General features: G+C 34.9%; 13 protein-coding genes and 1 CRISPR repeat array. All 13 genes read left to right on the forward strand.

The features are described from left to right. The first annotated feature begins 21 nt into the window (after nt 1-21). The 13 genes from ACUN8G_RS03520 (at nt 22) to ACUN8G_RS03580 (ending at nt 13,501) form a co-directional block, all read left to right on the forward strand. On the forward strand, nt 22-366 hold the full coding sequence (locus tag ACUN8G_RS03520; RefSeq protein ID WP_437345790.1) for a type III-B CRISPR module-associated Cmr3 family protein: 345 nt from the start codon (nt 22-24) through the stop codon (nt 364-366). After that, nucleotides 363-1,526, forward strand: a complete 1,164-nt coding sequence (locus ACUN8G_RS03525; protein WP_437345741.1) for a hypothetical protein — start codon at nt 363-365, stop codon at nt 1,524-1,526. Before ACUN8G_RS03520 ends, ACUN8G_RS03525 begins: the two co-directional genes overlap by 4 nt. A gap of 3 nt (nt 1,527-1,529) precedes the next feature. Then, nucleotides 1,530-2,450 carry a type III-B CRISPR module RAMP protein Cmr4 gene (gene cmr4, locus ACUN8G_RS03530; protein WP_437345742.1) on the forward strand — a complete coding sequence of 307 codons (921 nt, stop codon included), beginning with the start codon at nt 1,530-1,532 and terminating at the stop codon, nt 2,448-2,450. 10 nt (nt 2,451-2,460) lie between these two features. Continuing rightward, nucleotides 2,461-2,868, forward strand: coding sequence for a type III-B CRISPR module-associated protein Cmr5 (cmr5, locus tag ACUN8G_RS03535; RefSeq protein ID WP_437345743.1), 408 nt, complete (start codon nt 2,461-2,463; stop codon nt 2,866-2,868). Further along, nucleotides 2,861-3,718 (forward strand): type III-B CRISPR module RAMP protein Cmr6, encoded by an 858-nt coding sequence (gene cmr6, locus ACUN8G_RS03540; RefSeq protein ID WP_437345744.1) that lies wholly within the window; start codon nt 2,861-2,863, stop codon nt 3,716-3,718. The genes cmr5 and cmr6 overlap by 8 nt, the downstream gene beginning before the upstream one ends. Before the next feature lie 6 nt (nt 3,719-3,724). After that, a complete protein-coding gene (gene cas6, locus ACUN8G_RS03545; protein ID WP_437345745.1) occupies nt 3,725-4,663 on the forward strand; it encodes a CRISPR system precrRNA processing endoribonuclease RAMP protein Cas6 in 939 nt (312 codons plus the stop codon). Nucleotides 4,664-4,756: 93 nt separating this feature from the next. Beyond that, nucleotides 4,757-5,713 carry a CRISPR-associated endonuclease Cas1 gene (gene cas1 / locus ACUN8G_RS03550; protein ID WP_437345746.1) on the forward strand — a complete coding sequence of 319 codons (957 nt, stop codon included), beginning with the start codon at nt 4,757-4,759 and terminating at the stop codon, nt 5,711-5,713. A 7-nt stretch (nt 5,714-5,720) separates the two neighbouring features. Then, nucleotides 5,721-5,999 carry a CRISPR-associated endonuclease Cas2 gene (gene cas2 / locus ACUN8G_RS03555; RefSeq protein ID WP_437345747.1) on the forward strand — a complete coding sequence of 93 codons (279 nt, stop codon included), beginning with the start codon at nt 5,721-5,723 and terminating at the stop codon, nt 5,997-5,999. Nucleotides 6,000-6,174: 175 nt separating this feature from the next. Continuing rightward, nucleotides 6,175-7,807: direct repeats of the CRISPR family, unit length 37 nt; unit sequence ATTCAAATTCACCACCTTGATAAAGAAGGATTGAGAC. 441 nt (nt 7,808-8,248) lie between these two features. After that, entirely contained in the window at nt 8,249-9,343 is a 1,095-nt protein-coding gene (locus ACUN8G_RS03560) for a C39 family peptidase (protein ID WP_437345748.1), read from the forward strand. Between the two features lie 224 nt (nt 9,344-9,567). Continuing rightward, on the forward strand, nt 9,568-9,819 hold the full coding sequence (locus tag ACUN8G_RS03565; RefSeq protein ID WP_437345749.1) for a hypothetical protein: 252 nt from the start codon (nt 9,568-9,570) through the stop codon (nt 9,817-9,819). Nucleotides 9,820-9,964: 145 nt separating this feature from the next. After that, nucleotides 9,965-10,573 carry a hypothetical protein gene (locus tag ACUN8G_RS03570; protein WP_437345750.1) on the forward strand — a complete coding sequence of 203 codons (609 nt, stop codon included), beginning with the start codon at nt 9,965-9,967 and terminating at the stop codon, nt 10,571-10,573. Nucleotides 10,574-10,650: 77 nt separating this feature from the next. Continuing rightward, nucleotides 10,651-11,010, forward strand: a complete 360-nt coding sequence (locus ACUN8G_RS03575; RefSeq protein ID WP_437345751.1) for a hypothetical protein — start codon at nt 10,651-10,653, stop codon at nt 11,008-11,010. Further along, entirely contained in the window at nt 11,000-13,501 is a 2,502-nt protein-coding gene (locus ACUN8G_RS03580) for an ATP-dependent helicase (protein WP_437345752.1), read from the forward strand. Before ACUN8G_RS03575 ends, ACUN8G_RS03580 begins: the two co-directional genes overlap by 11 nt. Nucleotides 13,502-13,517: the final 16 nt, after the last annotated feature.

Raw genomic sequence — 13,517 nt, forward strand, 5'->3', positions numbered from 1 at the left:
TTTAAGGACGACGAGAATTTAATTTCTAAACCCGTCCTATCCTCAAACATCGTAAAATTATATCTGCTTACACCGGCTATATTCGAAAACGGCAGTCTGCCGAATCTCGAAAAGCCCCTCTTCAAAAAATATAATATGAAACTCCTTACTGCTGCTGTTAGCGGTTATAAATCAATTGGCGGTTTCGACATCCAATCCAATCAACCCAAACCTATGTACCGCGCAGTAAAAGAAGGTTCTGTTTTCTATTTTTCCTTTGAAGGCGATTCGAATGATCTGCTTGATGATTTCTTCCTTGCTTCTATCTCCGATTTCAACTTAGACAAACAAGGCTTTGGCATAACATTAATCGGAAATTATAAATGAAAACTGTAATTACATCTGTCGGCACAAGTTTAATTTCTCAATTTCTCAAAGAAAAAAATGATTTCGTCGACTTTATTGACGATATGGAAAAACTACGATACGACGAAAATTATATTAAAAACAACGAACGCAGAATTAACAATCTCAAAAGTAAGTTGAAAGATTTCCTTAATACCAACTCAGATTACTCTGCTGAAGTTTCTAGCACGCTGAAACTTAAAGAAAAAATAAACGAAGAAGTTTCGATATTACCAGTAACTACAGACACACTACTTTCAAATATCTGTGCCGATGTAATTTCGGACCATTTACTCAGTCGTTATAATATTTTTACCGACGAAAAAATATTAATTAAAGGGCTTCAGGTTTTTGACGAAAGAGTATTCATCAAAGAAGGAATTCCCAATCTCATTGACCGCCTCGATAAATACAGCGCTCAGCCGAACATCTACCTCAATTTTACTGGCGGCTACAAAGGCGTTATCCCTTATTTAACTCTTTGGGCACAGGTTAATAACGTAAAGATGATTTATCTCTATGAGGAAAGCAATTCATTGCTTGAAATTCCTCAAGCTCCTATTGATATCAATTGGGGACTTTTTGCCAAGTATTATAAATTACTTCTTCAACTCGAAGATGGATTGGAAATTTCTAAAGAAGAATTCTTCCGAAAGAATAATCTCTACAATTCAGATTTTCCCGACGTTATCGAAGAATTAAACGAAGATAAATTCAGCTTTATTTCATTAAACAGCGTCGGCGTAATTTTTCTTAAAAAGTTCAATCGCTTTAACATCTTCTTTCTGCCTGTAAATTCGAAATACTTTAACGAAGACCCAAACAAAAAATTGCAGTTAAACAGAGCAATTTCTGACCTTATTACAAAAATTGATGCTATCTCCGATAAGTTCGATACTTATCTGGATATAGACCTCAAACACGCAAGACTTAAAGATAACACTTATATCTTTAAGTACGCACATGGTAGTCTTCAAATCAGAATTCATTACAAGTACCAGAATAACCGGCTTACTGTTTTCAATTATCTTTTTGTTCAATCTACAAGCGACGACCATGAATATTCAAAAATATTTAACAATGAATACGAACAATTAAAAAACTCTGAATTAAGCTGTATACCATTACAAAAGGAGATATAAACTATGTACAACCAAAAAAAACTTTTCGTATTCCGTGCTATTACACCATTACATGTCGGAAGTGGCAGCGAACTTGGAATAATTGATCTTCCGATTCAAAGAGAAAAACATACGGATTTTCCAAAAGTCGAGGCCTCTTCGCTCAAAGGGAGTTTAAGAGAGGCATTCGAAAAAAAATTAGGCTACGATAATCTCGACGTTCATCTCGTTTTCGGCTACGACGAAGATTCCGACAGGAAAGGTGAAGTCAAAAATCAACTCAATCAATCAAATCCAGATGGTAGAAATACTGAATTTGCTGGTGCTGTTGCCTTTTCTGATGCACGCATTTTGCTTTTCCCCGTCAAATCCGCTAAAAACATTTTTGCGTATGTCACCTGTCCAAACGTCCTCGAAAAATTCAATAAAGAGAGAATTCTACTCGGTTATCCTTCCTTAGAACTTAATTTACTCGAAAATATTAAAAAGTATCCCGATTTCTGCATTGCCGGCTCAAATTCCCTCCTCGTCAATAAAAAAGTCCACTTAGACGAATATTCATTCACAGCCGAAATTAATGAACAATTTGCAAAAGAATTAGCCGAAGTGATCAACATACCCGAAGTTTCCGATCATCTCGTAATTGTTTCAAACGAAATTTTCAAGAATTTTACGCTATTTTCCACCGAAGTTATTACCAGAACAAAAATAAACAACGAAACCGGCACCGTTGAAGAAGGAGCTCTTTTTAACGAAGAATATTTGCCTGCAGAAACGATTATGTACTCGATGGTCTTTGCTTCCTCAATTTTCAATGAAATTAAAAATAACTTTACAGACGATAAGAGTGTTCTCGATTTTATTACAGAAAACTTTCCTCCTTATTTTCAATTAGGCGGCAACGCCACACTCGGTAAAGGAATTGTCGAATCTAAACTATTATGAGGTAATTACTATGGAAACTACTATCATAACAAAAATTGAACAAGGACGAGCTGCTTTTGCATACAAATGCGCAAGCGATGTAGCCCAAGATCAAAAATTAAAAAAAGATGAAAAAAAAGAATACAAACAATATTCCAAAAAACTAATTACCATGATTAAAACAAACGGACTTGCTCCTACATTAGCTTTTATACTTTCTAAAAGTGGTACTTATGAAAAATTGGGTAATGATATTAGTGCGTGGCTAAAAAAATCAAATTTATTTTCTGACAAATTTGCCAATCTTCATACAACTGTAGACCTAATCAAACATTTAATTAACAATACTGGTTCTGTCGAATATAATCTCATTACAACAGAAGTTCTAAACTTTTTAGTTTGGCTCAAACGATTTAACGAGGGGTTAATCGATGAATAAAAAAAATAATGAACCGAAAGAAATTCTCCTTCTTCCAGTAGATACAAGTAACAGTATTGACAAAAATTTATCTCAAATCGATAACTTTGCCCTAAAATACAACAAATTTATACTTGGGGACATCAATAACAAATATAAAATTGACCCTAAGAAAATTAATATTACTATAAACGAAAAAAGTTTAAAAAATTTGTTAGAAGAGATTAACCTTCAACAGATAAAATCTGCACAAGCTATATTTGGTCCCCAAAACGTAATAGAAAATAAAAAAGAATTATCCGACAAAATTATTGTTGGATTGGGCAACGAGTCTGTCTACGAAACTTCGATGACCTTGCACTATACGTACGGTTTTCCATATATTCCCGGCCAGTCGCTCAAAGGCGCCGTAAGAAGCCACGTCATTAATTATTATTTCCATAAAAAGGAAGAAGAGGCACTTACAACAAGTAAAACTTTCTGCCTGCTTTTTGGATGTCCTGAAAAAATTAAAGATCAAAAAACAGCTCTGGCAAAAGAATACAAAGGAAGCGTCGTCTTTTTCGATGCTTTCCCAATTTATATGGATGAATTGTGCTTAAAAAAAGACATTATAAATCCTCATTACGGCGAATATTACGAAAAGAAAAAACCGCCGGCAGATTATTTAATGCCTGTTCCTGTCAGTTTTCTGGCTATTGAGAACACAATCTTTCAATTTATATTAGCCGCTAATAATAACGAATTAGTTCAATGGCAGGGCAAAGAGGTAAAATTACTCGATTTGGCGTGGAATCTTACAAACGAAGCTCTCACAAAATCGGGTGTGGGTGCAAAAACTGCCGTTGGATATGGATATTTCAAGGAATAATTTTCAATGGAACAAAACTTAAGTCTGTATAAATTTATTTTCCGCTTTGAGTCAGAAGAAGAAATTTCATTGCCTCTTTATAAATGGTCGATGCTCAGAGGCACATTCGGGCATTCCTTTAAGTCGGTCGTTTGTATTACAAAAAAGAAATATTGCGACAAATGCCTTATCAAAAATCAGTGCAGTTACTATTTAATCTTCGAAACAGAGGCTCGGCAAAGTAATCTTTGGTTTCTCAATGGCGTCAAAAAATTCCCTCACCCTTTTATTATTAATTCTCCCGACAACGATAAAACTTCTTTAAAAAAAGGAGAAACTTTTGACGTCTCTTTGACCATTATACCCAAGTTTAAGCACCTTTTACCATTTTTTATACTTACTTTTCAAAAATTCGGGCAATTTGGGATATCTTCCGCACGGCACAAGCTATCACTTCAAAAAGTATTTTCTGTAAATAGCAGCGGAGTAACTGATATATTTGATTCAGCCACTCAAAATTTCAACGAAAATTTTACGGCTTTTAATATCAACCTCAATTCCGTAAAAACAAATAAAGTTAAACTTGAGTTTACAACTCCTTTGCGCATTCAAGAAAATTCCACTTTAATCTATCATAAAGACAAAATAACGCCCGATCTTTTGATGCGCACTATTTTACGAAGAGTATATTCAGTTCTAACACTTTTTTACGATATTCCCGTTACAGAAACAAATGCCGGCATTCAAGATATTAGCATTGTCGAAAACGACTTATATTATCAAAAAATACAGAGATATAGTAATCGGCAGAAACAAAAAATGGAATTTGGTGGTCTTCTGGGCTCTATTATAATATCGGGAAAAAATCTTTCGGAATATCTTCCCCAAATTGTTCTTGCGTCTCACTTTAATATTGGTAAAAATACTTCTTTTGGTTACGGTTCTTTTAAATTAACTTATCTATAAATTCGATTCGGCTCTTTGAAATATTGTTCGACCAATTTCTATTGGTAATTGGGCACAAGAAAATTTTAACGAATAAAAAAAAGCGGAAGTTTTATGAAAAGAATACTTATACTTACCAATCCTTCCATTACAATTACTCGCAAAAGCAAAAGAGTGATTCTCGAGTCGAACGAAAATTCAGAGGAGATAAAAGTAAAAGAAATTTCTGCGTGTCTATTATTTGGCAACATACAGATAACAAGTCAGGCAATTCGGCTTTTTGCAGAGGAAGGAATACCAATAACAAACCTTTCTTTTGAAGGCGAACCACGTTATTTTGTTTTGCCTCCTAAATACATTAATTACGATCTAAAAATTCGCCAGTACGAAGCCTTTCGTTCGCCAGAAAAACGCCTTGAAATCGCAAAATTCATCATTAATCAAAAGATAATTAACTCTTTAAATTTTATTAAAACATCGAAAAGCCGAAACAAAAAAATAACTGCTCGCGAAATAAAAAAAGTGGAAGCAACTGCAATCGAATCCGTAAAAAGAGCCAGCTCGATTGAAGAATTGATTGGACACGAGGGTAACTTTACAAAGATTTATTTTGATATGTTAAAAGAAATTTCATCAGGTTCAATTCGTTTCACTCAGCGGAGCAAACGCCCTCCAAAGGACGAAGCCAATGCGCTTCTCAGTTTTATTTATACGCTCACCTATTCTCTTATTACTGGTATTGTTTTCGCGGCAGGTTTCGATCCTTATATTGGATTTGTTCATTCCGAAGACTACGGGCGAAATTCGTTTGCACTCGACATTCTCGAACTTTACCGTGCCCCTTTTTGCGACCGATTCTTTATTAACCTAACCAACAAGAACATTCTTCAAGCTCGCCACTTCCTTAAATCTGAAAAAGGCGGGTTCTTTCTAAACAACGATGGAAAAAAAATCTTTTTTGAACACTGGAAAAAGTACGTTTACGATTACGACAAACCTTCTAAAAGCATTATCTATAATATTCAGGAAAACCTTACTAAATTCTCAAAATTATTGAGAGCGGGAGGTTAAAAGGAGATTGAAACAATACATTATTACTTACGATATTCCATCGGACAAAAGACGAAATAAAATTTGCGAACTCTTGAAAGACTACGGATTGCACGTACAATATTCCGTTTTTGAATTAGAACTTGACGATAAAGACTACAAGTTACTTATCAAAAAAATTAAGAAGACCATAAACACAAGCCAGGATTCAGTACGCATCTACACAATTCAGAGCAATCTTGATAACTGCATAATTGAATTAGGTACGGATAAATTTAACAAAGGGCCTGTAATCTTTATCGATTAAAATTTCTGCAGGGTCGACACGATAAAAACAGCCGACCCTGCAGAAAAATTTTTATTTGATTTTTCTCCATTTTTCCATAATTTATCTTCGCAACAAAAAATTGTTTTTATTTTTCATTAGCTGCAGAAAATTGGTCAATTAAGTTGTTCTTTAACAACGGGTTACAAAGGGAAGTATTCAAATTCACCACCTTGATAAAGAAGGATTGAGACTAAGACCCAGGGAAGCTAATACATCTCTACTAACCATTTCCATTCAAATTCACCACCTTGATAAAGAAGGATTGAGACCTGATCTTATTTTTTTGCCACCATAGTATTTTGCACGGAAGATGATTCAAATTCACCACCTTGATAAAGAAGGATTGAGACAGGCAGTTTCGAAATGGCGTCCATTTCGCCTCTCCTTCTCCATTCAAATTCACCACCTTGATAAAGAAGGATTGAGACTCTTTGTCGTGAATGTTTAGAATTCATATATATTGCGGAACATTCAAATTCACCACCTTGATAAAGAAGGATTGAGACGCGAATGTGCTTCAGCATTGAACGTTTTGAACGTTTGCCCCATTCAAATTCACCACCTTGATAAAGAAGGATTGAGACGCGTAAAACTGCTTAATTCTTGCAGTTTTAGCTAATCTAACCTCATTCAAATTCACCACCTTGATAAAGAAGGATTGAGACAGGAGAGACTGTTAGTCAAGCTATTAGTGCGGCACGTAGGGTTGATTCAAATTCACCACCTTGATAAAGAAGGATTGAGACAGAGGCAGCTCTGCCAAAATGGTCTTCGCCATTTTGTCCCCATTCAAATTCACCACCTTGATAAAGAAGGATTGAGACGCGTAAATGCTGTTTTTACTGTCCGATCTATTATCTGGTGCCAGATTCAAATTCACCACCTTGATAAAGAAGGATTGAGACCTAACTCCTTTACTGCAAGGCTAGCGAAAAGTTCTTCGTAAGATTCAAATTCACCACCTTGATAAAGAAGGATTGAGACCTCGCTTGCACGAGGCAGGTTCATGTTGTCCAAGCCAAGGTCATTCAAATTCACCACCTTGATAAAGAAGGATTGAGACTTGCCTCCGGTTAAACCGGAATGATAGGGACTGCCTGGATCAGAAATTCAAATTCACCACCTTGATAAAGAAGGATTGAGACGATCTCCACAGATTAGTACCTTGCTGCAGGCTTCAGATAAGATTTACAGATTCAAATTCACCACCTTGATAAAGAAGGATTGAGACGCACCAACTGGAACGTACCCATCGGGAGAGTTTATAGAAACTATTCAAATTCACCACCTTGATAAAGAAGGATTGAGACGACCCTTTCGGGTCTTTTACCAGTTTCAGGTTTCGGCTTAGGATTCAAATTCACCACCTTGATAAAGAAGGATTGAGACCTAAAGAGGCGAGCGCATCTTTTATACTCACTCTTTTACCTCATTCAAATTCACCACCTTGATAAAGAAGGATTGAGACACACCCGTGCCCACTCGATAAATTGTCGAAGAGCCAACTCAATTCAAATTCACCACCTTGATAAAGAAGGATTGAGACGACCGAAGAAGAGCTTGAGATTATGAATATTAAAGCTGTTAACTCATTCAAATTCACCACCTTGATAAAGAAGGATTGAGACTGCTTCTACTTTTCAAGTACCATTTCATTCCTTATTTTATCCAATTCAAATTCACCACCTTGATAAAGAAGGATTGAGACGACCCTTTCGGGTCTTTTACCAGTTTCAGGTTTCGGCTTAGGATTCAAATTCACCACCTTGATAAAGAAGGATTGAGACGAGATGGGCTAAGAGAATGGTTATCTTTAAGATTACCTGTTTTTTTTAAGCAGAAATGCGTATTATCTTTTACGTCAAAATAATTGCCTGCACCTCAATTGGAGATTTTTTTGCTTTGACAAAAGCCCCGAGAATATTTATTTTGAAAGTAAAAGGCATTACACTGATATAGACGGTGGAAGCGAAAAAATTCGAATAGTTAGTGTGTAAATGAATATTTAATAAACACCCCCTTGCTCCTGAAAAAACAAATTACAAGTCAATTAAAAATATTTTTGGGAGTTATAGATCGGCTTATTGGTAAAAAATTAAAATTGTGTGTTATCTTGAATTTAACAAAAGAAAGCGAAGCGACGGATTTAAAAGTGTGTGATGTGTTACCTATGATGTCCTTAAGGTGATTAGTCAAATTAGTACAATAAAAGGGTAAAGGAGGAAATTATGCGGAATATAAATATTTTACTTATTATTTTTTCTATATGCTGTTTTTGTATTATGGTTTCATGTGGCGATCGTGGAGAAGACGTTGTTGGGACAGATCTTCCCGATATTCCTGAATATACTAATTTATCGTTAGCAAATTTACCTGATAGTAAAATTCTTGATGTACCGACCAGAAAGAGTTTAGCAGGATTATGTTATATTGAATCATTTTCAATGCAGATAGCTTATATTGATAATTCCATTACAATACAGGAAGTCGTCGCTTTCTCAGGAAGTGGAGCAATTCTAAGTTATGATTCTTATTTGAAAGCATTTAAATCCGAGGTTCCATATCCGCAGTCTGCACGTGAATATCAATTAAAAAATTATGGTGTTCATTATATTTTAGGGTCAGCACATGGATACTCACGCCTTTATAACAATGCCCATGCTAAAATTACTTATAAAAATGCAGATGATGCATTGAAGTATCTAAAAGCGGTAATAAATTCGGGCAGACCTGCACAGGTCTACATTGATCTGGGTTATATGCACTCTCATCCTAAATTTCCGAACATTCAACCTGGTAAAGGTAGTCACTGGATTCTTGTAACAGGATATGATTCTGATGGAATATATATGAATGAGACATATGACGAAAATGAACCAGAGGATAAATATAAAAATTTTGAAATCCCTGTAGAGGAATTTTTAACTGCTTGGGAAAAGGGAGGTAACCTCGCCTCTGGTGAGGATCAGAGTGGTCCATACTGGATGATGTTTATAGAAGAGAAAACTAAGGAGCAGTTGATTAATAAAAAGTCAATTGCCGATGTTTTGGCAATGCAGAAAGGACTCTCCGCTAATAACTCCAGCACTATTGAAAATAATTTGGATTCAGATTTTTCTGGTACTCACTGGAATGAGATAGCATCTCTTAAGGAATCGTTTGGTAATTTCCTGATAGATAATGGTTACACCGAGGCAGGTAATATTTATAAAGAACTTGGAACGGAATATAGAAGTTGCAACAATCTAAGTAGGGATGGTATTAAGACTAAACTTAATACTGAGATAAAGTCAAAAGAAATAGAAGCGAGAATAAAATACTAACGAATGTTGTATTAGCAATTCTTAATGTCACGCCGTGATTCAATCACAAGTCGTCGCGGGTACACCAGTATTGTTGTGGTCGCTCGTATGAGATGGGAGTCTGTCACGTACACCCAGTCCCGACATATGCAGTGAAACTAGTTCCAGTTCCATCAGGCCTCAGTTAGGATGCACGTTCAGCCATGTTGTAACAGTACAAAAAAGATAGGCCTGTTCCCGCGATCATGGCGAAGAGCCAGTCAAAGTATACTGCGTCGATCTTCCAGCGATGGAACCGCGACAGATCGCTCGGAGCCCCTGTTGTAGAACAGCCGAAACTCACTTATCAACCTGCCATCATCTGGGAACTGTCTCCCATCAAATCTATAGCTGTTTCGTTTCGATCACTCTGCACTCGATATCCCCATTGTGACGGAATACGTTATTCGTTCAGTTTACCTTTCTTTGCAATTTTGAACGCAAGAGTGATATTCTGAATTCATATTCACTACCTTGATAAAGAAATATCGAGAGCAATCTTACAAAGTTTCTCGATCTTGCTAATCTTGAAATCTCATTATTTACTATCAGAAAATTTGTAACCAATTAATTCTTAACAAAAAATTTAATAGGAGTTTATAAATGCTTCAAAACGAATTTAATATGTCAAAATTAAGCTTGAAGTATTTCAAGCATTTCTGCTTTCCTAAAATTAAAACAAGTCTTAAATCACACCCCGAATTTGTCGTCGACGCTATTACTCACTCGATGGATCAAGATGAACTGAAAAAAAAGTTCAAAGAAAACAGTCACAATATTATTACTGCCAGCAAAATTTATGTGAAAATTGATCACATGCTAACTTTAAAAAAAATGATCGGTCTGTTCATTGTAAAAGAGCTTTCTAAAAAAAATCTTTACAGTTCTGATATGCTAAATCCCGTCGATATACCTTTGTTTTACTTGGACGACTCCCTTTTCAACTATGATGATGATGGTGATGATGATAGTGAAGATAATTCTGAATCTAGTCTTTTTGCTTTTGCCTTAATACCGTTTTTGGATAACTATATTAAAAAAATATTTGAAATCGATTTTTACAATAACGGTAATAAAATTATTCAAGGTCAGCTCTGGATATTGGCCCCCGTTCTAAAATTACTTGATGTAAAAGTTACTCCCCCTGAAATGACTTTCGAACAGTTTAAAAAAGATGTTATCGATTTAATTGAGACTTCCGACACACTTTAATATCTCTATAAGATTCCTTAAAATAAATTTTAAAGAGCCCGCCTGCGTCCCTCTTATTAGCAATAAAGGGGAAATTTATGGCGGCAATTTTATTACTTGGTCTATTTATGGTTATACTGACCGTAGTGTTCTGGTATTTGGAGTTGCGTCCTTTTTTGGACCATCTCTACTTTCTGCCGGCACGAAAAAATAAGTTCTCGATACTCTTTTACTCGTTGTATGCACTCTTTAACAACATATTTCGATTTTTTTATTATGGCCGCTACTTTTTAATCGACTTGTTTGCCACGGCTTTTCTTGTTTCGTTTTTAGGATTTGGGGATGCTGTCACGGGTGCAATTTTGGGCCTCACAATGTCGAACGCCATATCGATTCTTTTACTCTACATTCAAAAAAGAAACCAAAAAAAGAGAGGGACACTGTCGAATGTTAACTGAGATTAAAAAAAATTCTGTGCATAGACTATCACGAGAACAACAAGGGGTAGTAAAATTATCTGAGGGAAAGCATATTGTATTTGCCCCGCCTGGTACAGGCAAAACAGAAATTTTAGCACATCGAATTAATTATGCGCTTGCTCATAATGTTAATCCAGAAGAGATGCTCTGCCTTACTTTTACCAATCGTGCTGCTAAAAATATGCAGACGCGTATTGAAAATTATAACGGAAGCCATTCAGTATTTGTTGGTAATCTTCACAGCTTTTCATATCGTTTTCTTATTAAAAATAAATTACTTCCACGCTACACTGCTTTAATGGACGAAGAAGATTCTTACCTTTTATTAAGAGAAGCTGTTGATAACTTACACTATAGACCTTATGGTGTGAAAAATTTTTATGAAAAATTATCCCTAATAAAAAATTATTTAAAACAGCGGAGTCTAAATTTTCCAGAAAACTTAATTAAAATACCAAATGATTGTCTCGAACTCCTAAACGATACACCTATAGTTAAAAACATATGCGAGGAATATGAAAGATTAAAAGAAGAATCGGAATTAATTGATTTCGACGACTTACTAAATCTGGCTTACTGTCATTTGAGCAATGGCGGTCATAAAAAATATAAATGGATTCAAGTTGACGAAGCTCAGGATTTAAATCCTCTTCAGTTCAGAATTATTGAACTCCTTTCAGAGGATTCGGCACACGTCGTATATTTTGGCGATCGGGAACAGTCGATCTTCTCGTTCATGGGTGCCGACCTTGAAACCGTAAATAAATTGAGGAACAGTTGTACCTTACATACACTTACAAAAAATTATCGCTCGCCTGCTTACCTACTAAAAGTATTTGTGCAATATGCAAATTCTAATTTAAACCCAACCTGGGATAAAGAACCGCGTTCAATGTTAACCGGTATCAAAAATGAAAATGCCCTTAGAATTTATCACGTCGATGGCCAACCTGGAGACGAAATTGATTTTATTGTAGAAAATCTTATTAAAAAAGCTAATATTAATAAAGAAGACAGAACAGCCATTCTTGTTCATTCAAACAAACGTGCTGAAGCCTTTTCTGAAGTTCTTTTACAGGAAAAAATTCCTCACTTCAAGATTTCTGGCTTCGACCTTTTCCGCAGACGTACGATCAAAGATATCATGGCCTTTTTAAGCGTCCTCGAAAATAAATACGACCGTTTGTCGTGGAGTAGAATTTTTCACCTTTTTGCTAAAATAAGCACTTTAAAAGAATCCCGTTTATTCATCAACAAATTCTGGGAAAAAGGTCTTTTTCCCGATGATTTACTGGACTCAAAAATTTTTAGTACAAATTACTTGTCGAAATTTCTATCAACAATTCAAAATCAGAGAGTGGTTGTTTTCGATACAGAGACTACCGGCTTAAATAAAAAAGAGGACGACATTATTCAAATAGCTGCAGTTGAACTTATTAACGGCTCAATAGGAAGAGAATTTTGTGTTTACATAAAAACTGATCTGCCACTGGAAGAATCCTCAAAAATTCATAATATTACGCGTGCAATCCTCGATAAACAAGGACTTGATGCAGCCGAAGCCTTTAAAAAATTTAACGAGTTTGTTGATGGCGCCCCATTAATTGCCCACAATCTTGATTTCGACTACGAGATTCTTTCTAATAACATAAAAAGAAAAGAGATTGAATTTAATATACCAGGAAAATTATTCGATACATTAAACGTAACAAGAAGAGTATTTCCAAAATTAAATTCTTACAAACTCGCAGATTTAATAAAATACTTTTCGTTGGAAGGCATAAATTCTCATAATGCCCTGGATGATGTTAAAGCAACGGCATCTCTTATAAAATTCTTAATTCCAGAAATAAAAAAGAAAATAAATGAGATCGAAGAATTTTTATTGTCACATAAAAGAACCATCGAAAAGTTACAAAGCAATTTTTCACCTCTCTGGGAAATTTTTTATTCCAGCAACGACATTCTTGATTTACCTTATTTAATTAACTTGTTTTTAGAGTACTTAATGGATAATAATATTCTTGACATGGAACAATTTGAAAAAGATAAACCCTATTTAGAAAAACTAATTAGACATATGAAATTAAATTGTAAAGAGTTACCAGTAAAAGAATTATTAAATAAATATGTGCCTGAGTATAAATTATACAAAGAAGCCGATCTTATAACAGGAGAAGAAAAAATTATAGTTTCCACAATCCACAAAGCAAAAGGATTAGAATTCGAAAATGTAATTATTCCCGGTTGTATTAATGGCGTTTTTCCTTCTTTTTACTCGAGAACTAAAGAAGAAGAATTAGAAAATGCCAGGCTTTTATACGTTGCATTAACCCGCTCGAAAAAAAATATAACTATCACCACATACTCAAAGTTTCTTTGCTATACTAAAACCCCATCTCGATATCTAAGAACTATAGAAAATCTGTTTGTAACCACAAAAGTGAATCATAAATATTATAAAATATGATTACTCAAAAAAAATA

The sequence above is a fragment of the Melioribacter sulfuriphilus genome (genome assembly GCF_052656625.1).